Below are 23,222 nucleotides of genomic sequence, written 5' to 3'. Positions count from 1 at the left end.
CGAAAGGCAGTCCGTGACCCTCGACCTCAGCGCCCTCCCCGACGGATTCGTGTGGGGTGCCGCGACGGCCGCGTACCAGATCGAAGGAGCCGTGGCCGAGGACGGCCGAGCACCCTCCATCTGGGACACCTTCTCCCGCACGCCGGGGAAGGTCGCGAACGGCGACACCGGTGACGTCGCCTGCGACCACTACCACCGCGTGCCGGAGGACATCGGCCTGATGGGCCGGCTCGGCCTGGACGCGTACCGCTTCTCCCTCGCCTGGCCGCGCGTGATGCCGCAGGGCGGCGGACCGGTCAACCCCGCGGGCCTGGCCTTCTACGACCGCCTGGTGGACGCCCTGCTGGAGGCGGGCATCACCCCCTTCCCCACCCTGTACCACTGGGACCTGCCGCAGGCGCAGCAGGACCGCGGCGGCTGGCCGGAGCGGGAGACCGCGCTGCGCTTCGCCGAGTACGCGGCCGTGGTGGCCGAGCGGCTCGGGGACCGGGTCACGCACTGGGCGACGCTCAACGAGCCGCTGTGCTCCGCGTGGATCGGGCACCTGCAGGGCGTGATGGCCCCCGGCCTCACCGACCTGACGGCCGCCGTCCGCGCCTCGTACCACCTGCACCTGGGCCACGGCCTGGCGGTGCAGGCGCTGCGCGCCGCGGTCCCGCACGCCCAGGTCGGCATCGTCAACAACCTCAGCCCCTGCGAGCCGGCCTCCGACCGGCCCGAGGACGTCGCCGCGGCGCTGCGCTCCGACGGGCACACCAACCGCTGGTGGCTGGACCCGATCCACGGCCGCGGCTACCCCGAGGACATGCTGGAGCTGTACGGGGTCGAACTGCCCGTCCAGGCGGGCGACATGGAGACCATCGCCGCGCCGCTGGACTGGCTGGGCCTCAACTACTACTTCCGTGACATCGTTGCCGACGACCCGTCGGGGCCGGTCCCCCACACCCGCGCCGTACGCGTCCCGGACGTCCGCCGCACCGCGATGGACTGGGAGGTGCACGCCGACGGCCTGGAGCGGCTGCTGCTGCGGCTGACCGAGGAGTACGGCGCCCGCAAGATCTACGTCACCGAGAACGGCTCGGCGTACGAGGACCGCGTCGGCCCCGACGGGCAGGTCCACGACCCCGAGCGCACCGCCTACCTGGAGGAGCACCTGGCGGCCTGCGCCCGCGCCGTGCGCGGCGGCGCCCCGCTCGCCGGCTACTTCGCCTGGTCGCTGCTGGACAACTTCGAGTGGGCGTACGGCTACGACAAGCGCTTCGGCCTCGTCCACGTCGACTACGAGACCCAGCGCCGGACCGTGAAGGGCAGCGGCCGCCGCTACGCCGACATCATCACCGCCCACCGGAGCCGCTCCCGCAACGCGGCCTGACCTCCCTCGTCATCCCGTCTCCACCCCCACACAGGAGATCCGCGATGCCACACTCCCCCCACGTCGGACGCCTGATCGCCGTGCTCACGGCGGTCGCGGCGGCCTTCGCCGGATTACTGCTCGCCGGACCCGGGGCGGCCGCCGCCACGGCCGTCCAGGTCACGATGACCACCACCTCCGACGGCAGCACCGTCGTCAGGGGCCTGCAGGCACAGACCCCGGCCGCCTTCGAGGCGGGCAACGGCAGCGGCGGCACGGTCATCACGGTGGACCCCGCCGCCCGCTACCAGCCCTTCGAGGGCGGCGGGGCCTCCTTCACCGACAGCGCGGCCTGGCTGATGAACTCCTCCGGCGCGCTTTCGGCGGCCACCCGTGACGCCACGATGCGCAAGCTGTTCTCCCCCACGGAGGGCATAGGCCTGGGCTTCCTGCGCAACCCGATGGGCGCCTCGGACATCGCGCGCAGCCACTACACCTACGACGACACCTGCTGCGACCTGGTGGACTTCTCCATCTCCCGGGACCTCGCCGACGTCCTGCCGATGACCCAGCGGGCGCGCCAGCTCAACCCCGACCTGAAGGTCATGGCGGTGCCGTGGTCGGCGCCGGCGTGGATGAAGGACAACGGCAGGCTGACCCAGATGGGCAAGCTGAGGCCCGAGTACTACGACATGTACGCGCAGTACTTCGTGAAGTACCTGCAGGCGTACGAGCAGCGCGGAGTCCACGTCGACTACGTCTCGGTGCAGAACGAGCCGCAGTGCTGCGGCGCGAACAGCAGCTACCCCACCATGGAGTGGACGGCGGCCACGCTGCTGGACTTCACCAGAAACCACCTCTTCCCGGCGTTCCGTTCGGCCGGGATCACCACCAAGGCGCTCGTCCACGACTGGAACCACGGCGACTGGAACACCACCGGCGCCGGCCAGCTCGCCGACGCCGCCCTGCGCAACGACCCGCTCTTCGGCGGCGTCGCCTGGCACGGCTACACGCCGACCCCGCCGGACTACGCGCTGGGCAGCAGGGTCCACGACCAGTACCCGGGCGTGGCGCAGTACGAGACGGAGCACTCCGGCGGCACCTGGGTGGGCGACCAGCAGCTGGAGGACCTGCGGGACATCACCGGCTTCACCCGCAACTGGGCCCGCGCCTACGTGAAGTGGTCGCTGGCGCTGGACCAGGCCAGGGGCCCGCACGCGGGCGGCTGCGACAGCTGCAGCGGGCTGATCACGGTGCACAACGGCGACGCGCGCAGCGGCCAGGTCGACTACACCGTCGAGTACTACACGATGGGGCAGCTGACGAAGTTCGTCCGCGCGGGCGCGGTGCGGATCGGCAGCAACGCCACCGACCCGGTGTGGAACACGGCCTTCGTCAACAGCGACGGGCAGCGGGTGCTGGTCACCCACAACTCCTCGTCGGCCACGCAGCAGGTGACGGTCCGCGAGGCCGGGCAGCACTTCTCGTACAGCCTGCCGGCCCGCGCCACGACCACCTTCACCTGGTCCGGCGCGCCGACCGGCGGCGGGGGCGGCGACGGGGACGGCATCAGCACCACCGCCTGGTACCAGGTGGCCGGCGCCGGCTCGGGCAAGTGCGTGGACGCCAAGGACCGCGGTACCGCCAACGGCACGGCGGTGCAGCAGTGGGGCTGCGTCGCCGGGCAGGCCAACCAGCAGTGGCAGTTCCGGCCCACCGACGGCGGCTACTACCGGGTGGTGAACCGCAACGCGACCGCCACCGAGCAGGTCTGGGACGTCACGGGCGGCGCGTCCGCGACGGGCGACTCCGTGCCGGTGCAGACCTGGCAGTGGTCCTCGGGCGCCAACCAGCAGTGGAGGCCGGTGCTCCAGCCGGACGGGTCGTACGTCCTGACGGCTCGGCACAGCGCCAAGTGCCTCGACGTGGCGGGGGCCTCGCCGTCCGACGGCGCCCTGCTGCAGCAGTACACCTGCAACGGCACCGCCGCCCAGTCCTTCCGGCTGACGCCGGCGGGCTGACCCGACCCCGCGCGGCGCCGGCGTACGAGGGAGCCGCCGGCGCCGCGCGGCACCAGCACCCCTCCGGGGCACCGGGGCCCCGGAGGGGCTCAATTGTCGGCGGCGGACGCGAGTGGGCGGCCCGCTGGCCGCCGTCCCCGTCTCCGCCCTGGCCGTCCGGGGCGGCCGCACGGAGCGGGGGACGCTCGGCGGCGACGGGGACGCCCCCGACGACTACGACCGGGCGTGCGCCGTGGACGACCTGGCGGGCGTGGTCCCCCTCGGCCGTGACGGCGGCCGTGCCCGCCACGACGTGTCACCTCCCCGCGCATCGGGCCTTCCTGCGCTGGGGCGCAGCTGACTCCGAGGCCGGACTCCTCGCCACGGCCGAGACGGTTCTCGCCGATCCGGCCGTCGCGTGGGAGGAGTGCGGGACGTGGGAGACCGACGGGCCCGCGGTGCTCATGGGCTCCGCCGAGGAGGGCGGCCGCTGGGCGTCGGGACGACGGTCGGCGACCGCACCTCGCTCGGCCTGGTGCGGCTCGTGCCGGACGTCCGCTGAGGGCCGTCAGGCCAGGTCGGCCCAGCGCCGGGCCAGGCGGGCGGTGCCGTCGTCGGTGAGCGAGCCCCACAGGCGCAGGCGGGCGATGCCGCCGTCGGGGTAGGTCTCCAGCCGTACGTGGGTGGCGGGCGGGACGTCGACGACGAAGCGGTGGACCGTGTCGGGTTGCAGGGGGGTGCGGGGCAGGATCTCGAACCAGTCGCCGTCCTCCCCGTCGCGGCCGAGGAGGGCGGCCCAGCCGGCGGCGTTGCCCTTGTAGTAGCCGGTGTCGATCTCGACGGCGCGGACGGTGCCCTGAGCGGCGAGGCGGTAGCGCACCCAGTCGTGGCCCGTGTCGCGGCGCCGGCGGGTCTCCCAGCCGTCGCCCATGCGACGGGACCTGCCCGGCAGGATGGGGTTGACCGGGGAGGAGTAGAAGCGGTCGGAGACGTCCTCGGGGGCGCCGCCGTTCTCCAGGGCGACCAGGTCGAAGGTGCCGAGCGCGGTCAGCCAGGCGGGGTCGGGCACGACCTCGCCGTGGACCCGCAGCCGGGCGATGCCGCCGTCGGGGAACTGCTGGAGCCGCAGGTGGGTGAAGCGGCGCTCGACGGCCACCTCGAAGCCGTTGGCGGCGTGCCCGCCGACGGCCGTGCGGGGCACCAGCTCCGTCCACTCCACGCCGTCGGCCAGCAGGTCCGCGGGCGCGGCGGACAGGGCCGCGCAGGTGGCCTCGAGGGCGATCTGCCGGGGGTGGTTGCCGCGGAAGTGGGCGGTGTCCACGACGACGCCGCGTACGACGCCGGGCGCGGCGAGCCGGATCAGCGCCCAGTCGTGGTCGGCGTCGGCGGGGTGCGGGCTGCCGGCGTCGGGGCCGCGTCGGCGGCGGGTCTCCCAGCCGTCCATGACCTGGCCCTTGTGGCCGAAGTGCTCGGCCCGGAACTCGGGCCGCTCGGGGACGAGCAGGTTCTCCCGCTCGGCGAAGAACTCGTCGTTGGCGGCGGTCACCCCGGCGCCCAGGCGCCGGTCGGCGAGGTCGACGAGACCCGTGAACGGCAGGTCGGCGCCGCGGTAGTCGGCGTAGGGGTCCCCTCCGGAGTACGGCTGGGCGGCGCCGGTGTACCGGGGTACGGCAGTCACGCGTTCTCCCTTTCGATGAGGCGGCCGGAGGGGTCGGCCGGGGTGCCGTGGTCGGCGATCCGCTCGCCGCGCAGCCAGGTGCTCCGTACGACCCCCTGGAGGGTGCGGCCCGCGTAGGCGGTGACCTGGTTGCGGTGGTGGAGCGCCGCCGCGTCCACGGTGAAGCTCTCGTCGGGTGCCAGGACGGCGAAGTCGGCGTCGTGGCCGGGTGCGACGGCGCCCTTGGTGGTGAGCCCGGCGAGCCGGGCCGGGCCGCGCGCCATCCAGCGGACCACGTCGGCGAGCGTGCCGCCACGCCGGCGGGCCTCGGTCCAGATCGCGGGCAGGCCGAGCTGGAGGGAGGAGATCCCTCCCCACGCGGCGCCGAAGTCGCCGGTGTCGAGGTGCTTGAGGTCGGCGGTGGAGGGCGAGTGGTCGGAGACGACGCAGTCGACGGTGCCGTCGAGCAGGCCCTGCCACAGGGCCTCCCGGTTGCCCGCCTCGCGGATCGGCGGGCAGCACTTGAACTGGGTCGCGCCGTCCGGGACCTCCTCGGCCGTCAGCGTCAGGTAGTGCGGGCAGGTCTCGGCCGTCAGGCGTACGCCGTCGCGGCGGGCGGCGGCGATCAGGGGCAGGGCCTCGGCGGAGGACAGGTGCAGGACGTGCACACGGCAGTCCAGGCGGCGGGCGAGGTCGATCAGCGCCTCGACGGCGGCGTTCTCGGCGGCGCGCGGGCGGGAGGCGAGGAAGCCGGCGTAGGCGCGGCCGGCGGCCGGCGGGGCGCCCTCGATGAGCCCGGGGTCCTCGGCGTGGACGATCAGCAGCCCGTCGAAGCGGGCGATCTCGCGCATCGCCTCCGCCAGTTCGGCGGGGGCCAGGTGCGGGAACTCCTCGACGCCGGAGGGCAGCAGGAAGCACTTGAAACCGAAGACCCCGGCCTCGTGGAGGGACCGCAGGTCCTTGCCGTTGCCGGGGACGGCGCCGCCCCAGAAACCGACGTCGGTGTGGATCCGGCCGCGGGCGGCGGCTCGCTTGACCTCCAGGTGGGCGGTGGTGGTGGTCGGCGGGATGCTGTTGAGCGGCATGTCGATCAAGGTGGTGACGCCGCCGGCCGCGGCGGCCCGGGTGGCGGTCGCGAAGCCCTCCCATTCGCTGCGGCCCGGGTCGTTGACGTGGACGTGGGTGTCGACCAGGCCGGGGAGCAGGGCGTCGGTGCCGAGGTCGACCAGGCGGGCGCCGGCCGGGGGCTCGCTCCCGTACGGCAGCACGGCGGCGATCCGGCCTCCGGCGACGGCCACGTCGGCGGGGCGCTCGCCCTCCGGTGTGACGACCCGTGGTGATCGCAGCACGAGCTCGATCCCGTCAGCGGCCTCGGACACGGGGTTCCCCTTCCACCGGCGTCGCACAGAAATTCAACGTTCTGTTGAAACGCATCCTCCGCTCGCTCCCGAGCCGCCGTCAACCCCTTCCCGGCCCACGCGCGGGACCCCGGCAGTACAGTTGGGAAATTCCACCCAATGGAATGCGTTTTCCACGCCCGTCGGCCCGCGCCGCGCCCACGACCGCCCCGAACGGCGGTCACCTGCCTGGTCAGGGCCGGTAGGCTGCACCACTACCACCGTCCGCCTGGGGAGGAAACGTGGCGTCAGACCGCGCCGGGGGCGTGCAGTCCCTCGAACGCGCCTTCGACCTGCTGGAGCGAATGGCCGACGCGGGCGGCGAGGTGGGCCTCAGCGAACTGTCCGCGAGCAGCGGACTGCCGCTGCCCACGATCCACCGGCTGATGCGGACCCTGGTCGACTGCGGCTACGTACGCCAGCAGCCCAACCGCCGCTATGCGCTGGGACCCCGGCTGATCCGCCTCGGCGAGAGTTCGGCCCGCCTCCTGGGCACCTGGGCCCGCCCCTACCTGGCGGAGCTGGTCGAGGCGACCGGCGAGACCGCCAACATGGCGCTCCTCGACGGCGACGAGGTCGTCTACGTCGCCCAGGTCCCCTCGCGGCACTCGATGCGGATGTTCACCGAGGTCGGACGGCGCGTCCTGCCGCACTCCACGGGCGTCGGCAAGGCCCTGCTGGCGCACGTCGCGCCGGAGGAGGTGCGGGCCCTGCTGGCCCGCACCGGGATGCCGGCGGCCACGGAGCGGACCATCGTCGACCCGGACGCCTTCCTGGCGGAACTGGAGCACATCCGCGCACAGGGCTACGCCGTGGACGACAACGAGCAGGAGGTCGGGGTCCGCTGCCTGGCGGTCACCGTCCCCGACTCCCCCACGGCCGCCGCCATCTCCATCTCCGGACCCGCCGGCCGGGTGACCGAGGCGGCCACGGAGAAGATCGTGCCGGTGCTGCAGGGCGTGGCGCGGCAACTGTCGTCCGCGCTGGCCAGCAACGGGACGTCCTGAGCACACCCGGTGGGGCTGGGGGCCGCGCCGGTGGGTGGGTGCGGGTTCGTCTCGCGCCCTTCGGGCGCACGGCGCCGGCTGCGGACGGGAGGGTGGGGGCGGTCCTCGTCTGCGGTGTGCGGGTGGGGTCGTGGCTGGCGTTCAGGCGCCGGAGCGGGGCCGGTTGTTCGTCTGGCTCGGGTCTCGTTGCCGTCCGCGGGTGCAGATGACCGGTGACCACGCCCACTGTCCATGGGTGGCGCGCCCGCCGTAACCGGCGTCTGCGGGTGATTCCCCGATCCGAGGATCGGGCTCTGTTCCGCCGGATATACCGTCGAAAGCGGGCCCGATCTCCCGCCGACCTCCCGGGCAGCACCCCCGAAATACCCGCAGACGCAGGTAACGGCGGGCGCGCCCACCACCCACGGATGGCGTGGAAGCGACCATCTATACCCGCGGACGGCAACGAGACCGACACCGCCGGAAAGGCAACCCGCTCCGGCGCCTGAACCTCAGCCACGCACCGACCCCCACTGCCGACCGGCCCCGGCCCCCCACCCTCCCCTCCGCAGCCCGCGCTTTGCGCCCGCAGGGCGCGAGACGGCGCGACAGCCGAACGACCGCCCCCGACCCCCGACCCCCGACCACCGACCCCCAACCGACCCCCGACCCCCGACCCCCGACCCCACCGTGTCGGCTCCGGCGTCGCACTCGGGTCGCGGTGGAATCGGAGGCTTGACCTGGAGCGCACTCCAAGGCCTACGGTCGTCACCGTAGCGACCACGACCCCGGACGGGTGGACCATGCAACTGGGCCTGCACCTCACGAAGTTCGACCATCCCGCGGGACCTGCCGGGCTCGCGTCGGCGCTGGCCGCGGCCGGTGAGGCCGCCGAGTCGGCCGGCGCGGGCTGGCTGTCGGTGATGGACCACTACTTCCAGATGGAGAACAACGGCGGCGCCGAGGCCGCGATGCTGGAGGCCTACACGACGCTGGGCTTCCTCGCCGCCCACACCTCCTCGGTGCGCCTCGGCGTCCTGGTCACCGGGGTCACCTACCGCCACCCCGGACCGCTGGCGAAGATCGCGACCACGCTCGACGTCCTGTCCGGCGGCCGGGCCACCCTCGGGCTCGGCGCGGCCTGGTACGAGCGGGAGCACATGGGCCTGGGCGTGCCGTTCCCGCCGCTCGCGGAGCGCTTCGAGCGGCTGGAGGAGACGCTGCGGATCTGCCTGCAGATGTGGGACCAGAGCGACGACGGCGCCTTCGAGGGCACGCACTACTCGCTGGCGGAGACCCGCAGCACCCCCGCCCCGGTGAGCACGCCCCGTCCGGAGATCATGATCGGGGGCGGCGGCGAGCGGAAGACGCTGCGCCTGGTCGCCCGGTACGCGGACGCCTGCAACCTCTTCGCCTCCTCGACCGCCGAGGTCGCGCACAAACTGGACGTGCTGCGCGCGCACTGCGACGAGGCCGGACGCGACTACGAGGGGATCCGCAAGACCGTGCTGTTCGCCGGGGCCTCCATCCGCGAAGGCGGCACCGACGCCTTCGTCGCCGACATGGCCGGTTACGCCAAGCTCGGTGTCGAGACGGTCATCGTGGTGCCGCCGGACGCCGAGCCGGCCGCCTGGATCGACAGCCACTGCGCTCCGGCCGTCCCCCGGCTGGCCGAACTCGGCTGACCGGCCCGGCGGGCACCCCGCGTCATTCGGGACGCGGGGTGCCGAACAGCTCGATCGCCCGCCGGACCTCGGTGAGGGCACCGGCCAGGGCACTGACGGAGCCCAGCGCCCCGGCGATCACGAGCAGGCCGCGGCGCAGCCGCGGGACGTCCGGGACGCCGGCGGCCGCGGCGGCGGCCAGCGCCGAGAGCTCGTCCTCGGCGATGTGCCGGTCCGGTAAGTTGCCCCGGTACCCGGCGAGTTCACGGCGACAGCGGGCGACCGCGGCCCGCAGGGCGGTCACCCTCGGGTCGAGGGTCCCGCCGTCGTCGACCGCCGCACGGGCGGCCACGTCCTTCACCACTGATACGTCCCCCACAGGTAGGCCCCCGGTGATTCCCCCTGGACGGCCGGCCCCATCCGGTCCGCCGCATCGGGGAGGACAGTAAACGCGACGGAGCGCTTCCCCCGCTATACGGAGAGCGAAATCCGCCGCAACTTCTCTTCGCACGTGACGACTTGCCGACATTAACGTCCGGGCCCCGCGATCCGGTTCCAGTCCGCGAGCCGCCAGCGCCCCGCGCCGTCGCGTCGCCAGCGGGCCATCGAGGCGTTGGCCACGGCGACGTCGCCGGACGGCGGGGTCCCCAGCAGTCTTCGCAGCGCCAGCACCACCGCGTCGTGCGTGACGAGCAGCAGCGGCGGGCCGGGGCGGGCGGCGGTCTCCTCCAGGAAGTCCCGGACACGGTCCTCGACGTCGCCCACCGACTCCCCGCCCGGCGGGCGGTAGCCGGCCTCCCCCTCGCGCTCGCGGCGCCGCGCCTCCTCGGGGAACCGCTCACGGATCCCTTCGGGGGTGAGCAGCTCCAGCCGGCCCATGCCGCGGTCCCGCAGGCGTTCGTCGTAGGTGACGGGCAGCGGCGCGCGCCCCGCGGCCGTACGGACCGCCTCGACGGCGTCGAGGGTCTGCCGGGCCCGCTCGAAGGGCGAGCAGCCGGCCCGGGCGGGCGCCTCGGCGGCGGGCAGGGCGAGCAGGTCGCGGCCGAGGCGCGCCGATTGCTCCCGCCCGAGCGCCGTCAGCGCCACAGCGGCGTCCCGGACCCCGTGCAGGGACCTGCCGCGGGCGAAGGCCACGTTGGCCTCGCTCTCCCCGTGGCGTACGGCGATGATCCAGCGCGTCATGGCCGGTCCTTTCCCCCGCCCCCCGTCCACGGTATCCAGGGAGCATGGGAAGCGACGCGGGCACGAGCGCCGTCGCCGGGCTGCTGCTGGCGGCCGGCGGGGGCAGGCGGCTGGGCGGCCGCCCGAAGGCACTGCTGGAGTACGGCGGCCGGCCGCTGGTCGAGCACGCGGCGCGGACGCTGCGCGCCGGCGGCTGCGGCCCCGTCCACATCGTGCTGGGCGCGGCGGCGGCGCAGGTGCGCGAACGGGCCGCGCTGGACGGCTACGCCGTCACCGTGAACCCGCACTGGGAGCAGGGCATGGGCTCCTCGCTGCGCGCGGGCCTGGAGGCGCTGGCGGACACCGGCGCGCCGGCCGTGGTCGTGGCACTGGTGGACCAGCCCGGGATCGGGGCCACCGCGGTGGCCCGGGTGGTGGCCGCCTACGCCTCGCCGCGCACCCTCGCGTCCGCCACGTACGGCGGCAGACGGGGCCACCCGATCCTGCTGGGCGCCGCCCACTGGGCGGCGATCGCCGCGAGTGCGGTCGGGGACCAGGGGGCACGCTCCTACCTGAGGCGGCACGAGGAGGCGATCGCACGCGTCGAGTGCGGGGACGTCGCGTTCCCCGCCGACATCGACACCCCGGATGACCTGCGGCTGCTGGCGGACCCGCCGGAGCCCCCTGCACCGGGTGCCACAGAACGTTGAACTTCCGCAATGCAAAAACTATGCTCCACCCAGCAGAAGCGCCCGTACGATCGGCGCGCCTCGCAGCCGCAACCCGCCCGGTCCGGCACCCCGTGCCAGGGCCGGGGCCCGGTGGCCGCCCGGCTCTCCCGGTCGCACGGTACCCCTCACCGGCAAGAGGAGAGTCAGGTTCATGTCCGCACCAGGGCCCGCACCGCACGCCGTCGTCGCCGCCACCGCACCCCCCGTCGAGCGCGCGGAGGAAGTACTGACCGACGGGGCGCTCGCCTTCCTCGCCGAGCTGCACCGCCGGTTCGCTCCCCGCCGCGCCGAACTCCTCGCCAAACGCGGCGAACGCCGCGCCGAGATCGCCCGCACCGGCACCCTGGACTTCCTCCCGGAGACCGCCCACATCCGCGAGGGCGACTGGCGCGTCGCCGACGCCCCCGCCGCCCTCGACGACCGCAGGGTGGAGATCACCGGCCCCACCGACCGCAAGATGACCATCAACGCCCTCAACTCCGGCGCCCGGATCTGGCTCGCCGACTTCGAGGACGCCTCCGCCCCCACCTGGGAGAACGTCGTCGGCGGCCAGGTCAACCTGATCGACGCCTACGAGCGCCGCATCGACTTCACCTCCCCCGAGGGCAAGTCCTACGCGCTCAAGGACGAGGCCGAACTCGCCACCGTCGTCGTGCGCCCCCGCGGCTGGCACCTCGACGAACGCCACCTGACCGTCGACGGCGAACCCGTCCCCGGCGCCCTCGTCGACTTCGGCCTGTACTTCTTCCACAACGCGCACCGTCTGCTCGCCAAGGGCAAGGGCCCCTACTTCTACCTCCCCAAGACCGAGTCGCACCTCGAAGCCCGCCTGTGGAACGACGTGTTCGTCCTCGCCCAGGACCACCTCGGCATCGCACAGGGCACCATCCGCGCCACCGTCCTCATCGAGACGATCACCGCGGCCTTCGAGATGGACGAGATCCTCCACGAACTGCGCGACCACGCCTCCGGCCTCAACGCCGGCCGCTGGGACTACCTGTTCTCCATCGTCAAGAACTTCCGCGACGCCGGCGAGCGCTTCGTCCTGCCCGACCGCAACGCCGTGACGATGACCGCGCCCTTCATGCGCGCCTACACCGAACTGCTCGTCCGCACCTGCCACAGGCGCGGCGCCCACGCCATCGGCGGCATGGCCGCCTTCATCCCCTCCCGGCGCGACGCCGAGGTCAACGCGGTCGCCTTCGAGAAGGTCAAGGCCGACAAGGACCGCGAGGCCCACGACGGCTTCGACGGCTCCTGGGTCGCCCACCCCGACCTCGTGCCCATCGCCCGCGCCTCCTTCGACGCCGTCCTCGGCGACCGGCCGAACCAGAAGGACCGGCTGCGCGAGGACGTCCACGTCACCGCCGCCGACCTGCTGGCCGTCGACTCCCTCGACGCCAAGCCCACCTACGAGGGACTGCGCAACGCCGTCCAGGTCGGCACCCGCTACATCGAGGCATGGCTGCGCGGCATGGGCGCCGTCGCCATCTTCAACCTCATGGAGGACGCCGCCACCGCCGAGATCTCCCGCTCCCAGATCTGGCAGTGGGTCAACGCGGGCGTCGTCCTCGCCGACAACGGGGAGAAGGCCACCGCCGACCTCGTACGCACCCTGGCCGACCGCGAACTCGCCGCCATCCGCGAGGAGACCGGCGAGCAGGCCTTCGCCGCCGGCCGCTGGCAGCAGGCCCACGACCTGCTGCTCAAGACGGCACTCGACGAGACCTACGTCGACTTCCTCACCCTGCCCGCCTACGAACTGCTCGACTGAACCACCCACCCGGCCCCCGGCCACCCCGGCCGGGGGCCACCGCCCCGCGTGGCCCGCACCGGGAAAAGACACCCGACGGGCACGGGGGCACTGGCATGATCGTCGGCATGCCAGCAGCACGACCACGCGCCGCGAGGCCCAGCCTGTACATCTCGGTCGACGTCGAGGCGGACGGGCCCATCCCCGGCCCGTACTCGATGCTCAGCCTCGGAGCAGCCGTCGCGGGACGGCAGGACGCCACGGGATTCACCGCCGCCGACCCCGAGCGCGACACCTTCTACCGCGAACTGCGCCCGGCCGGAACCGAGACCGACCCGCGGGCACTCGCCGTCAGCGGCCTCGACCGGGCACGCCTGGCCGCCGAGGGAAGCGAACCGGCAGCCGCCATGGCCCAGTTCACCACCTGGGTGCACACCGTCAGCGAAGGCGCCCAGCCCGTCATGACCGGCTACCCCGCCGCCTACGACTGGATGTTCCTGTACTGGTACCTGATCCGCTACACCGGATCCAGCCCCTTCGGGCACTCCGGCTGCCTCGACATGAAGACCCTCTACGCCGCCAAGGCCGGCGTACCGCTGCGCGCCGTCGCCAAGGGCACCATGCCCCCGGAACTGCTCTCCCGCCGCCGGCACACCCACCACGCCCTCGACGACGCCGTCGAACAGGCAGAGCTCTTCGCCAACCTCATGGCCTGGAAGGGCACCCCGCATGCCCTTTGACCACAACGACCACTACCACCGCCTGCTGCTGCGCAAGGTCCCGCCCGGCGCACTCACCGCCCTCGACGTCGGCTGCGGCACCGGCCGCTTCGCCCGGCGCCTGGCCGCCCGAGGACTGCGCGTCGACGCCGTCGACGCCTCCCCCGAGGCCGTCGCCGCCGCCGGAACCGCCCCCGGAGTCACCTTCCGCGTCGCCGACGTCACCCGCGTGGACCTCCCCCGGGGCCACTACGACCTCATCACCTGCCTGGCCGCCCTGCACCACATGCCGTTCGGCACGGTCACCGCGCTGCGCGCCGCCCTCGCGCCCGGCGGCGTCCTGCTCGTCCTGGGCTGCTACCCCGAACGCACCCCCGCCGACTGGGCCGTCAGCCTGACCGCCGTCCCCGTCAACGCCGCCGTCCGCACGGTCGCGGCCGTCACCGACCGGATCCGCGGCCGCACCCCCGGACCCGTCCGGGCCCCCGTACGCCCACCGGACACACCCCTGCCGCAGATCCGCGCCGACGCCGCACACCTGCTGCCCGGCAGCCGCATCAGGCGCCTGCTGTTCTGGCGCTACCTGCTGGAGTACCGCGACGGCAGGGCCGGCTGACCGGCCCCGCCGGACGACGCGCCGTCCGCGCTCAGGCCTGCCCGGTGTCGAAGCGGCTGATCTTGCCGTCGTCCACCGTGAAACGCCACTTCGTGCGCATCTCGCCCCACGCGTCGTTGCGGTAGTCCGCGATGAGGGTGAGCCCCGCCGAATCCTGGGACTGCACGTCCATGTGACCGTGCGACTCGAAGATCTCCCGGTCCGCCCACTCCTTGAGGTTGCGGTCGGAGCCGTCGTCGGACATCGTCGCGTTCTCGGTGAGCGCGGCCTCGAAGGCCTTGCGGTCCCCGGCGTTCACCGCCGAGACGAAGGCGCGGACGGCCGGCTCGTTGAGGGCGTCGGTGCGGATCATCGCTGCTGCTCCCTGTGCTCACGGATCGTGCCACCAGCCTCGCCCGAGCGGCCCCGCCCCGCTACCCGGGACCGCACGGCCCGCCCGCCGTTCACCCGCCGGGACCGCCACCACTGGCCCCCCGACCCGACCCCGGGGACCCTGGGATCCAGTCCGGCGGCCCGACAGCGACGGCAGGAGCACACGCGTGGCGAGCGGGGGCGAGGACCTCACCGACGAAGGACGCGACGTACTGCGGTACGTCCGCATGCTCCCCGTCGTGCTGCTGGTCGGCGGCTTCATGGTCGACTACCTGACCCCCGCCCAGTTCAGCGCCACCGCCTTCTACTCCGTCGCCCCCATGCTCGCGGCCCCCCTGATGTCCCTGCCCGGCACCGCGCTGGTCGGGGCCGGCGCCATCGCCGCCGACGCGGGCATCCTCAGCCACTTCGGCTACCTCGGCGGCCCCGGCGGCATCAGCGAACTGCTCTCGATCACCGCCGTCGCCGTCGTGGCCGTGTTCATCAACCGCCTCCTCCACGTCCGCGACGTCCGGCTGCGCTCCGCACGCGGCGTCGCCGCCGCCGTCCAACGCGCCGTGCTGCCCGTACCGCCGCGACGCGTCGGCCCCTACCGCATCGCCGCCCGCTACGAGACCGCCGAGGCCGAGGCCGAGATCGGCGGCGACCTCTACGCCGTCCAGGACACGCCCTACGGACTGCGCTGCATCATGGGCGACGTACGCGGCAAGGGCATGGCGGCCGTCGAGGCCGCCACCGTGGTGCTCGGCGCGTTCCGCATGGCCGCCGACGAGGAACCCACCCTCGCCGGCGTCACGAACCGCATGGACCGGGCACTGTCGCGCGCGGCCGAACGCCGCGAGGGCATGGACCGCCTGGAATGGTTCGTCACCGCCGTCCTCGCCGAGTTCCCGCCCGGCGACAGCAGACTGCGCCTGGTCAACCGCGGCCACCCGCCCCCACTGGTCCTGCACCGCGGCACCGTGCGCTGCGCCGAACCCGCGGCCCACGCCCTGCCCCTCGGAATGGGTCTCGACGACGTCACCGACGAGGTCGACACGCTCCCCTTCCCACCCGGCGCCGCCCTGCTCATGCACACCGACGGCGTCACCGAGGCGCGCGACGCCGACGGCACCTTCTACGACCCCGTCGCCCGGCTGGCCACCGTGCCCTTCGACGGCCCCGACGAACTCCTCGACGCCCTCCTCGACGACGTCCACGCGCACACCGGCGGCCCGCGCAGCGACGACATGGCACTCCTGGCGGTCTGCCACTTCTGACCCCGCGGCCGCGCCCGTGCCGCCCGCCCCCGTCCGCCCCGTCAGACCCCCTGCGCCGCCCCGCACGAAGCCCGCACCCGAAGCGAGGGCAGCAGATCCACGTGCCGCCGCGGCGACGACCCACCGCCTGCCGCGACACGCTCCAGCAGCAGCGCGACGGCCGCCTCCCCCACCGCCCGCTTGGGCGCCGCGACCGCCGTCAGCGGCGGATCCGCGAGACCCGCCACCTGGTCGTCGTGGACCACCACCGCCAGGTCCTGCGGAACCCGCAGCCCCAGCGCCCGCAGGCGCGAGACCACCATGACCGCCAGTTCGTCGCCGTGCATCAGCACCGCGTGCACCCCGTGCTCCTCCACCAGCGCCCGCACGTGCCGCACCGCCACGTCCACCCGCTCGGCCTCCGGCAGGTCCGCCGCCGCGGTGAACGGCGACCCGGGCGCCGGGGCCAGTCCCAGCGCCGCCACCGCGGCCGCGTACCCGGACCGCAACTGCCCGGCGTGCGCCGTCTCCTGGAGCACCAGCGCGACCGACCGGTGCCCCAGCGCCGCCAGGTGCCGCACCGCCATCACCGCCCCCTGCGCGGAATCCGTCCGCACCCGGTCCAGCTCCGCCGCCTGGCTCCCGGGCGGCGCCAGCCGCTCCACCAGCACCAGGGGCACCGCGCGCTCGGCGATCCGGGCCCCGCCCCCGGGCGCGGGCGTCCAGCCCGGGGTCAGCAGCAGCCCGTCCACCCCGGAGGCGACCAGCCGGCCGGCCTGCTCCTCGTCGCCCTCCGGCAGGTAACCGGACAGGCCCAGGACCAGCCGCCCCCCGCGCGCCTCCACGGCCTCCCGGGCGCCCTGCACGATCTCGCCGAACGAGTAGTCGAGGGTGGGCACCACCATGCCGACCACGAGCCCCTCGGCGTCCCGCGCCCCCGCACGGGCGGGCTCCGCGGCGCCACCGGCGGTGGGCGCCAGGACGGAACCGTGGACCCGGCGCAGCCGGCCCTGCTCGGCCAGCGTCTCCACGTCCCGGCGCACGGTCACGGTCGACACGCCCAGTTCGTCGGCGAGGTCGGTCACCCGCAGGGTGCCCCGTTGGCGGACCAACTCCAGTACCCGTTCGTGGCGCTGGTCGACGTGGAGTCGCACGGTGTTCCCCTCGGTGCTCCGGGCGGGCGGTGTCGTGAACCACTGCTGCCCCGCACTGTACGCACTGCGTGCACGACGTTGATCCACAGGTTCGCGCCGGGGAGGAGGCGGTGCGGGCGGCAGCGGTCCCGACGTGGGGATCCGCGGGGACGCCCGGTGGCCCGCGGGCACGGCGCGGGGCGCGGGGCAGGTGACCGCCGGGCGGTCTCGACCCCCGCATTACTCGTCCTTCCCATGACGCGTCCCCCGGCTGTCGGTGCCTGCCCCTACCCTGCTGCCGTGAACGCGCCCGCCCTCCGCCAGCTCCGCGCCGCCCTGGAACGCGCCCTCGCCGACCCGGGCATCGCCACCTCCCGCTCCCGGGAGGAACGGCTCCGCAAGGCCACCGCGGTGCTGGAGCGCGCGGCCGCCGACGTCCCGCCGCAGGCGCTGGGCAGCCTCGACGACCTGTTCTCCGACGCCGTCCTGGGCCACCCGGGGCGGCCCGACACCGTGCTCGGCCGCATCGCGGCCGGCCGGTACCGCACCCGGGCGGGGCAGCTGGGCCGGCAGCTCACCCCCGCCAGCCAGCGCGACATCATGGACGGCATCGCCGACCTCAACCGGGCCGCCGGGCGGGCCCCCTTCGGGTGGCAGGCCCGCGGGATGCGCCCCTGGTCCAAGCACACCAAGGAACCCCTGGACTTCACCGGGCACATCGTGCTGCGCCGGGCGCTCGCCAGCCCCGTGGAGCCGCGCCGCGAGCCGTACCGGCTGCGGCTGCTGGCGGCGCTGGAGGTGCTGTGGGCGACGGCGGTGCCCCGCGAGGGACTGGTGGCCGCCGACGTCACCGACCTGTCGGCCGGGGAGTCCCGCATCCGGCTGACCGTGAACCTGCCCGGCCGGACGACCGCGACCCGGCAGGAGTTCGCGCTCCCCCGGTCGGCGCGGACCGCGCTGCGGCTGTGGCTGCCGGTGCGCCGGGAGGTCGTCGCCCGGCACCTGGACGCGGGACCCGACCATCCCGCCAACCAGGCCCTGTTCGTCACCCTGCGGCACACGGTGGCCGAACCGGCGTCGGGCGCCGCCCGGATGGTGCCGCCCGGCATCCGCATCACCGGGAACGGTCTGGAGACCGACTACAGCAAGTGGGCGCGCGGGCTCAACGGCGACCACGCGGGGCAGAAGGGCTGGCCGGTGCCGACCGACCTGTACACCGTCTCCCGCGGGGGCGCGGTGCTGCGTGAGGCCCAGGGCCGTTCCCAGGGCCGGGGCCCGGGCCACCGGTAGGGATCAGCCGGTGCGGGTCCGCGCCCGGTGGCCGTCGAGGACGTCCTGGCGCAGCAGTGGGCCGAAGCCGGCCGACTCCAGGCGCCGGCCCAGTTGCGCCTCGTCGACGCCGAGGGCCGCCGCGGTGCGGGCCAGGTGCCAGTCGTGGGCGGCGAGGCGGTCGAGCAGGTGGCCGCGGCGCACCTGGTTCTCCGAGAGCCGGAACGTCTTGAGGTAGACGGTCCGGCCCCGGCGGTCCGTGACGGCCTCGCCGATGTGGTTCTCCTGCCCGGGGCGGAACTCCGGCAGGAACCGGGAGAGCGTGAAGGGGCCCATCCGGTACACCTTCCGCCAGGTGCGGGGCTGCTCCAGGAGCGCGGCGGCCATGGTCGTGTCGTGGAACCGCGCCCAGGCCCGCTCCTGTCCCGCCGCCGCGGCCCGCAGCTCCGCCAGGGAGTCGATGCCCGCGCCGGGGATGCGGGCGCGGAACTCCTGGACGGGCGGCATCAGCGTGGCGTAGTGGTGGACGAGTTCGCCGTACAGGTCCCGCACGACGGTCGGGTGCAGCGCGCGGTAGTCCTCGGGGTGCGGCACGACGAAGGCCGCGGCCAGGGCGTCGGCGACGTAGAGCAGGACGCCGCACTGACCGGGGTGGATCTCGAAGATCCGGAGCGCGTCGGCGAGTCCGCGCACGTCGGCCCCCGTGTACGCCTCCTCCGCCCGCGGGGACAGGCCCCGGCGCAGCGCGCGCTGCGACCACTCCTCCCAGGCGATCGAAGGGCCGCCGAAGTGCAGTGCCAGATAGCCCTCCAGCGCCAGGTGCAGCGGGAGGAAGCGCAGCCTGCCCTTGGCCTCGCGCCGGGCCATCCGGCGGTGCATGCGCAGGCCGGCCGTCGCGGGGCGCGCGTCGTCGTCGCCCGCGGCCAGCTGCGTGCCGTAGGCGGCGGCCGGGGTGCCGTCACCGGTCCAGGTGGCGACGAACGCGTGCGGGACGTACGCGACGTAGTCGTGCCGCCGGCTGGTCTGGACGACGGACGGCCCGTCGCCGAGGAGCCGCGGGTGCAGCCGGAGGTCCTCGACGGGCTGTTCGCGCACCAGCGGGACCAGGCGCACGGCGCCCCAGACCTGGGAGGGGCGAGTGTCCAGGCCGGTCAGGTCGAGTGCGGTCATCGGGCGGGTTCCCCCCGGTCGGTCCGGTCGAACAGTCGCTGCGCGCGGGCGTCGAGGTAGGCGGCCAGTTCGGCCGGGCCGGTGCGGCCCTCGGCGAACTGGGCGAGTTCGACGAGCGCGGGCAGGTCCTCGGCGTCGCGGATGCCGGCGGTGGCCACGGCCGGGGACAGCCGGCGCACGTCGAAGTCGTCCGCGTCGTAGACCGGGTTGAGGTGCACGACCTCGGTCCGGCGGCCGGGGTCGACGCGCTCGCGCCAGACCCGGAGCACCTCGCCCGCCAGGCCCGGGGGTGCGTTGTCCCAGCCGTCGGAGACGACGACCAGCCGGGACGGCCCGGTCTCCAGCGCGTCGAGGATCCGCCGGCCCAGCGGCGTCGCCCCGTACGGGTGGACGAGCAGGGCGTCGGTCCGCCCGGACGTCCACAGCCCGGTGTACTCGCCGGCGAGCGCCGCGAGCAGGTGGTGGCAGGCCAGGGCGACGGCCAGCGGCCGGCGGCGCTTGGTGCCCGAACCCGACGCGGAGAAGCTGTCGTCGAGGACGGCGGTGACCCGGCCCCAGCTCCCGCGGCGCGCTCCGGCCATGCGTACGGCGGCGGCGTCCAGGGCGCCGGTCAGTTCGCGGCGCCTGCGCAGGCGTTCCTCGGCGGGCAGCGAGAGCACGTAGGAGGCGAGACGGGTCAGCGGCATGCGGTCCAGGGCGGTCGGCACGGAGTCCGCCGCGTGCCGGTGGGCGGACTCCTGGAGCCGCAGGGTCTCCAGGCGGGTCAGGCGCGGGGCGATGCGCTCGAGGAACACCTCGCGGGGCACCTTGTACTTGGCGGCGAAGCCCTCGGCGACGGTGTAGGGCAGTTCGTAGAGGGCGTCCTGCGCGAAGTGCGCGCGGCGCCAGGCCTCCAGCAGCGGTGTGTCGTAGCGGCCCCGGCTGAGCGGCCGGAACACGAACGTGCCCAGTTCCTCACCCGTGGGGGCGAGATGGGCGTGCCTCAGTGCCCGCTTGAACCCGCTGCGGTACTTCACCGCGTCGAAGGCCTGGTCGGGGCGGGCGGCGAGCCAGTCGCGGATGATCGCCCGGGTGCGCCGGTTGTTGACCCCGGCCCGGCGCAGGGCGCCGAAGAGCCCGTACACCCGCTGGGGCGGGAGCAGGGCCAGCCGGCCGGCGATGAGCCGGCCCTCGCTGCGCCGCTGTTCGGCGGTGGCCTCGGCGGCGGTCTCCAGCAACCGGCGGATGATCAGCGCCGCGTTGTGGTCGTTGACGTCGAGGGCGAGGACCCCGGCGTACAGGTCGCGGTAGTTGCCCAGCATGTACGCGTGGAGGAAGTCCAGCGACAGCCGCTGCTCCCGGGCGCCGGAACGGAACTCGCGCTGACCGGTCGCGGTGATCGCCGCGTTGACGAACAGCAGCACGTCCTCGGCGGCGACGGCCGCTTCCCGCTCGCCCATGGCGTCGGCTCCCCCCGTGTGGACGCCGGCCGGGGAATGGGGGCACGAGCAGCGAATCATTGCTTCAGAGGCAGGTTCCGGAAGTCGCACCGTAGTCCCGCGGCCGGCACGGCGACCGTAACAGAGCCGGTGCGGGGCGCTCCATCCGATTCCCGCCCCGGCCCGTCCGGCGCCGGACGCGGGCGAACGCCGGGTCCCGCCCCGGGCAGGGCGGGACCCGGCACCGGCCGGGGGGCCGTCCCTCCCCCGGCCGGGGTCTGCGCGGGACCGCGGCGGTCAGCCCGTCAGGCCCGCGATCCGCGCGAGCCGCCGGGCCTGGTCGCGGGTGGCGCGCGCGACGGCCTCCCCGTCGACGGTGACGAGGCGGCCCTGCTCCACCACCGGGCGGCCGTTCACCAGGGAGAGGGTGACGGGGGCCGCCGCGCCCAGGACCAGGGCGGCGACCGGGTCGGCGATCGAGGCGTGGGCGAGGGTGTCCATCCGCCACAGGACGAGGTCGGCGAGCTTGCCCGGTTCCAGGGAACCGATCTCCGCGGCCCGGCCGAGCACTTGGGCGCCGCCGTACGTGCCCAGCCGCAGGGCCTGACGGGCGGTCAGCGCGGCCTCGCGGTGGGCGCCGAGGCGGTTGATGAGCAGCGCGTTGCGCAACTCGGTGTGCAGCTCGCCCGATTCGTTGGAGGCGCTGCCGTCCACGCCGAGGCCGACCGGGACGCCGGCCGCGAGCATGTCTGGGACGCGGGCGATTCCCGCGGCCAGGCGGGCGTTGGAGGACGGGCAGTGGGCGACGCCGGTCCGCGTGCGGGCGAAGGCCGCGACGTCGGAGTCGGCCATGTGGACGCAGTGCGCCATCCACACGTCCTCGCCGAGCCAGCCGGTGGACTCGAAGTAGTCCGTCGGCCCCATGCCGAACAGTTCCTTGCAGAACTGCTCCTCCTCCACGGTCTCGCTGCCGTGGGTGTGCAGCCGCACGCCCTTGCGCCGGGCGAGTACGGCGCCCTGGCGCAGCAGTTCGGTGGAGACCGAGAACGGCGAGCAGGGGGCGACGGCGATCTGCGTCATGGCGCCGGGCGAGGCGTCGTGGTGCTTGTCGATCGTCTCCTCGGTGGCGGCGAGGGCGTCGTCGAGGGTCTCGACGGCGAAGTCCGGGGGCAGTCCGCCGTCGGACTCGCCGCGGTCCATCGAGCCGCGGGCGAGGGTGAAGCGCACGCCCATGCCGGCGGCGGCCCGGATGATGGCGCCGGACAGGTCTCCGGTGCCGCGGGGGAAGACGTAGTGGTGGTCCATGGCGGTGGTGACCCCGCCGCGGGCCATCATGGCCAGGGAGCCCTGGGCCGCCGCGTGGGTCATCGGCTCGTCGATGCGGGCCCAGGTGGGGTAGAGGGCGACGAGCCAGTCGAAGAGGTTGTGGTCGGTGGCCAGGCCCCGGGTGAGCCACTGGTAGAAGTGGTGGTGGGTGTTGACCAGGCCGGGGGTGAGCAGGTGGCCGGTGCCGTCCACCCTCCTGACGACCCCGTCCAGTCCGGCGGGGGCGCGACCCGGGCCGACGGACTCGATGCGGTCGCCGGCGACGACGACGTGGCCGTCCGGGTACTCGGTGCCGTCCGCGTCGACGGTGGCGACGGCGCAGTTCTCGATGACGGTGCGCTCTGCTGGGGCGGTCATGGCGGGGCCTCTCAGTCCGTCACTGGGATGCGGGGCTCGGCTCCGTCGCGCAGGACGGTGCCCTCGATGAGGCCGTAGGGGCGGTCGGCCGCGAAGTACACGGCGCTGTCGGGGGTGTCGTTCTTCAGGCCGAAGGGCTCGAGGTCGACGAGGAAGTGGTGCTTGTTGGGGAGCGAGAGCCGCACCTCGTCGACCTCCGGACGGTGCTCGACGACCCGGTCGCCCATCGCGTACAGCGTCTGCTGCAGGGAGAGCGAGTAGGTGCCCGCGAAGGCGTCGAGGAGGTGGCGGCGGACCTCGGCGTACGACTCCTCCCAGGGCGGGGCGGGGTCCTCGTCCCGGGTCCAGTGGAACCGCCAGCGGGCGCGGACCTCGGTGGCGAGGACGCGGTCGCGGGTCTCCGGCAGCGTGGTGTACCGGTCCTTGACGAAGCCCCAGAACTCGGAGTCGGTGGTGTTCATGACCACGAGGTCCCTCAGGCCGGAGACGACCTGCCACCGCGTGCCGTCGAAGGTGACCTCGGTGGTGCGGGTCTCGCCGCCGCCCCGGACGAAGGAGTGCTCCCGCGCGATCCGCTCCCAGCCGTACTCCTCGATGCGGATCCTGGCCCGGGCGATGGACTCCTGGCCGGTGACGAAGTGCCGGGCGAGGTGGATGCCGAACTGCTCGGCGGAGGCGACGCCGTGCTGCTTGGCGAAGGCGAAGACGGTGTTCTTGGTGGTGTCGGTGGGCAGCACGGCGGCGTTGCTGCCGGAAGTGTGGACGTCGTCCATGGCGCCGGAGAGGGCGACGGAGACGTTGAGGTCCTTGACGTGGTGGGTCGCGCCGTCGCGGGTGACGTGGACGACGCGGGTCTCCGCCTTGCCGTACTGGTTCTGGCCGAGTCGGGTGGGCGACATGTCGG

General features: G+C 74.4%; 20 protein-coding genes and 1 pseudogene. 11 read left to right on the top strand and 10 right to left on the bottom strand.

What is annotated here, in order from left to right; all coding sequences use genetic code 11:
* The first annotated feature begins 13 nt into the window (after positions 1-13).
* The 3 genes and pseudogenes from ACFZAU_RS37675 (at position 14) to ACFZAU_RS37665 (ending at position 4,016) form a co-directional block, all read left to right on the top strand.
* Positions 14-1,372 (top strand): GH1 family beta-glucosidase, encoded by a 1,359-nt coding sequence (locus tag ACFZAU_RS37675; protein ID WP_499601484.1) that lies wholly within the window; start codon positions 14-16, stop codon positions 1,370-1,372.
* Positions 1,373-1,416: 44 nt separating this feature from the next.
* A complete protein-coding gene (locus ACFZAU_RS37670) occupies positions 1,417-3,372 on the top strand; it encodes an RICIN domain-containing protein (RefSeq protein WP_500555948.1) in 1,956 nt (651 codons plus the stop codon).
* A gap of 112 nt (positions 3,373-3,484) precedes the next feature.
* A pseudogene (locus ACFZAU_RS37665) lies at positions 3,485-4,016 on the top strand (Imm21 family immunity protein).
* Here ACFZAU_RS37665 and alc read toward each other — a convergent pair.
* Both alc and allB read right to left on the bottom strand, forming a co-directional pair.
* Positions 3,920-5,029, bottom strand: coding sequence for an allantoicase (gene alc, locus ACFZAU_RS37660; RefSeq protein WP_500460455.1), 1,110 nt, complete (start codon positions 5,027-5,029; stop codon positions 3,920-3,922). The pseudogene ACFZAU_RS37665 and the gene alc overlap by 97 nt on opposite strands.
* Entirely contained in the window at positions 5,026-6,387 is a 1,362-nt protein-coding gene (allB, locus tag ACFZAU_RS37655) for an allantoinase AllB (protein ID WP_500555947.1), read from the bottom strand. Before allB ends, alc begins: the two co-directional genes overlap by 4 nt.
* A 260-nt stretch (positions 6,388-6,647) precedes the next feature.
* On the opposite strand from allB, the gene ACFZAU_RS37650 reads away from it, so the two are divergent.
* Together ACFZAU_RS37650 and ACFZAU_RS37645 are read left to right on the top strand one after the other, a co-directional pair.
* On the top strand, positions 6,648-7,412 hold the full coding sequence (locus ACFZAU_RS37650; protein WP_499601491.1) for an IclR family transcriptional regulator: 765 nt from the start codon (positions 6,648-6,650) through the stop codon (positions 7,410-7,412).
* Between the two features lie 782 nt (positions 7,413-8,194).
* Positions 8,195-9,076, top strand: coding sequence for an LLM class F420-dependent oxidoreductase (locus tag ACFZAU_RS37645; protein WP_500555946.1), 882 nt, complete (start codon positions 8,195-8,197; stop codon positions 9,074-9,076).
* A gap of 22 nt (positions 9,077-9,098) precedes the next feature.
* Here the strand turns inward: ACFZAU_RS37645 and ACFZAU_RS37640 are convergent, their stop codons facing one another.
* Positions 9,099-9,434, bottom strand: a complete 336-nt coding sequence (locus tag ACFZAU_RS37640) for a DUF5955 family protein (protein ID WP_500555945.1) — start codon at positions 9,432-9,434, stop codon at positions 9,099-9,101.
* Positions 9,435-9,583: 149 nt separating this feature from the next.
* The gene (locus ACFZAU_RS37635) at positions 9,584-10,237 is read right to left on the bottom strand and encodes a histidine phosphatase family protein (RefSeq protein ID WP_500555944.1); all 654 of its coding nucleotides are present in this window, start codon (positions 10,235-10,237) and stop codon (positions 9,584-9,586) included.
* A 44-nt stretch (positions 10,238-10,281) separates the two neighbouring features.
* Here ACFZAU_RS37635 and ACFZAU_RS37630 point away from each other — a divergent pair, with 44 nt between their 5' ends.
* The 4 genes from ACFZAU_RS37630 to ACFZAU_RS37615 all read left to right on the top strand — a co-directional run bounded on the left by ACFZAU_RS37630 (position 10,282) and on the right by ACFZAU_RS37615 (position 14,035).
* Positions 10,282-10,926 (top strand): nucleotidyltransferase family protein, encoded by a 645-nt coding sequence (locus ACFZAU_RS37630; protein ID WP_500555943.1) that lies wholly within the window; start codon positions 10,282-10,284, stop codon positions 10,924-10,926.
* 172 nt (positions 10,927-11,098) lie between these two features.
* Positions 11,099-12,721, top strand: coding sequence for a malate synthase A (aceB, locus tag ACFZAU_RS37625; RefSeq protein WP_499601501.1), 1,623 nt, complete (start codon positions 11,099-11,101; stop codon positions 12,719-12,721).
* 107 nt (positions 12,722-12,828) lie between these two features.
* Positions 12,829-13,440: a 3'-5' exonuclease gene (locus ACFZAU_RS37620; protein ID WP_500555942.1), complete on the top strand. Its 612-nt coding sequence runs from the start codon at positions 12,829-12,831 to the stop codon at positions 13,438-13,440.
* Entirely contained in the window at positions 13,430-14,035 is a 606-nt protein-coding gene (locus tag ACFZAU_RS37615) for a class I SAM-dependent methyltransferase (RefSeq protein WP_500555941.1), read from the top strand. Before ACFZAU_RS37620 ends, ACFZAU_RS37615 begins: the two co-directional genes overlap by 11 nt.
* 31 nt (positions 14,036-14,066) lie before the next feature.
* Here the strand turns inward: ACFZAU_RS37615 and ACFZAU_RS37610 are convergent, their stop codons facing one another.
* Positions 14,067-14,387, bottom strand: coding sequence for a nuclear transport factor 2 family protein (locus tag ACFZAU_RS37610; RefSeq protein WP_499601505.1), 321 nt, complete (start codon positions 14,385-14,387; stop codon positions 14,067-14,069).
* A 187-nt stretch (positions 14,388-14,574) separates the two neighbouring features.
* Here ACFZAU_RS37610 and ACFZAU_RS37605 point away from each other — a divergent pair, with 187 nt between their 5' ends.
* Positions 14,575-15,666, top strand: coding sequence for a PP2C family protein-serine/threonine phosphatase (locus ACFZAU_RS37605; protein ID WP_500555940.1), 1,092 nt, complete (start codon positions 14,575-14,577; stop codon positions 15,664-15,666).
* A 41-nt stretch (positions 15,667-15,707) separates the two neighbouring features.
* Here ACFZAU_RS37605 and ACFZAU_RS37600 read toward each other — a convergent pair whose 3' ends face one another.
* On the bottom strand, positions 15,708-16,799 hold the full coding sequence (locus ACFZAU_RS37600) for a LacI family DNA-binding transcriptional regulator (RefSeq protein ID WP_500555939.1): 1,092 nt from the start codon (positions 16,797-16,799) through the stop codon (positions 15,708-15,710).
* Positions 16,800-17,078: 279 nt separating this feature from the next.
* On the opposite strand from ACFZAU_RS37600, the gene ACFZAU_RS37595 reads away from it, so the two are divergent.
* Positions 17,079-18,068 carry a hypothetical protein gene (locus ACFZAU_RS37595; RefSeq protein WP_500555938.1) on the top strand — a complete coding sequence of 330 codons (990 nt, stop codon included), beginning with the start codon at positions 17,079-17,081 and terminating at the stop codon, positions 18,066-18,068.
* Between the two features lie 3 nt (positions 18,069-18,071).
* On the opposite strand, the gene ACFZAU_RS37590 is transcribed toward ACFZAU_RS37595, so the two are convergent.
* The 4 genes from ACFZAU_RS37590 to pucL form a co-directional block, all read right to left on the bottom strand.
* Positions 18,072-19,217 carry an ARPP-2 domain-containing protein gene (locus tag ACFZAU_RS37590; RefSeq protein ID WP_500555937.1) on the bottom strand — a complete coding sequence of 382 codons (1,146 nt, stop codon included), beginning with the start codon at positions 19,215-19,217 and terminating at the stop codon, positions 18,072-18,074.
* Positions 19,214-20,656: a hypothetical protein gene (locus ACFZAU_RS37585; protein WP_500555936.1), complete on the bottom strand. Its 1,443-nt coding sequence runs from the start codon at positions 20,654-20,656 to the stop codon at positions 19,214-19,216. Before ACFZAU_RS37585 ends, ACFZAU_RS37590 begins: the two co-directional genes overlap by 4 nt.
* A 276-nt stretch (positions 20,657-20,932) precedes the next feature.
* Positions 20,933-22,318: an 8-oxoguanine deaminase gene (locus ACFZAU_RS37580; protein ID WP_500555935.1), complete on the bottom strand. Its 1,386-nt coding sequence runs from the start codon at positions 22,316-22,318 to the stop codon at positions 20,933-20,935.
* An 11-nt stretch (positions 22,319-22,329) separates the two neighbouring features.
* Positions 22,330-23,217 carry a factor-independent urate hydroxylase gene (pucL, locus tag ACFZAU_RS37575; RefSeq protein WP_500555934.1) on the bottom strand — a complete coding sequence of 296 codons (888 nt, stop codon included), beginning with the start codon at positions 23,215-23,217 and terminating at the stop codon, positions 22,330-22,332.
* Positions 23,218-23,222: the final 5 nt, after the last annotated feature.

Source organism: Streptomyces sp. NPDC008238 (assembly GCF_042956445.1).
Lineage (GTDB): Bacteria > Actinomycetota > Actinomycetes > Streptomycetales > Streptomycetaceae > Actinacidiphila.
The sequence above is the reverse complement of the archived record's forward strand: the minus strand, read 5'-3'. Positions and strand labels throughout refer to the sequence as shown.

Bases quoted from the DNA above. Each gene is read 5' to 3' on its own strand.
- ACFZAU_RS37580 (WP_500555935.1), bottom strand. From the start codon at position 22,318: ATGACCGCCCCAGCAGAGCGCACCGTCATCGAGAACTGCGCCGTCGCC.
- ACFZAU_RS37630 (WP_500555943.1), top strand. From the start codon at position 10,282: ATGGGAAGCGACGCGGGCACGAGCGCCGTCGCCGGGCTGCTGCTGGCG.
- aceB (WP_499601501.1), top strand. From the start codon at position 11,099: ATGTCCGCACCAGGGCCCGCACCGCACGCCGTCGTCGCCGCCACCGCA.
- ACFZAU_RS37645 (WP_500555946.1), top strand. From the start codon at position 8,195: ATGCAACTGGGCCTGCACCTCACGAAGTTCGACCATCCCGCGGGACCT.
- pucL (WP_500555934.1), bottom strand. From the start codon at position 23,217: ATGTCGCCCACCCGACTCGGCCAGAACCAGTACGGCAAGGCGGAGACC.
- ACFZAU_RS37615 (WP_500555941.1), top strand. From the start codon at position 13,430: ATGCCCTTTGACCACAACGACCACTACCACCGCCTGCTGCTGCGCAAG.
- ACFZAU_RS37670 (WP_500555948.1), top strand. From the start codon at position 1,417: ATGCCACACTCCCCCCACGTCGGACGCCTGATCGCCGTGCTCACGGCG.
- ACFZAU_RS37635 (WP_500555944.1), bottom strand. From the start codon at position 10,237: ATGACGCGCTGGATCATCGCCGTACGCCACGGGGAGAGCGAGGCCAAC.
- ACFZAU_RS37585 (WP_500555936.1), bottom strand. From the start codon at position 20,656: ATGGGCGAGCGGGAAGCGGCCGTCGCCGCCGAGGACGTGCTGCTGTTC.
- ACFZAU_RS37590 (WP_500555937.1), bottom strand. From the start codon at position 19,217: ATGACCGCACTCGACCTGACCGGCCTGGACACTCGCCCCTCCCAGGTC.
- ACFZAU_RS37620 (WP_500555942.1), top strand. From the start codon at position 12,829: ATGCCAGCAGCACGACCACGCGCCGCGAGGCCCAGCCTGTACATCTCG.
- ACFZAU_RS37610 (WP_499601505.1), bottom strand. From the start codon at position 14,387: ATGATCCGCACCGACGCCCTCAACGAGCCGGCCGTCCGCGCCTTCGTC.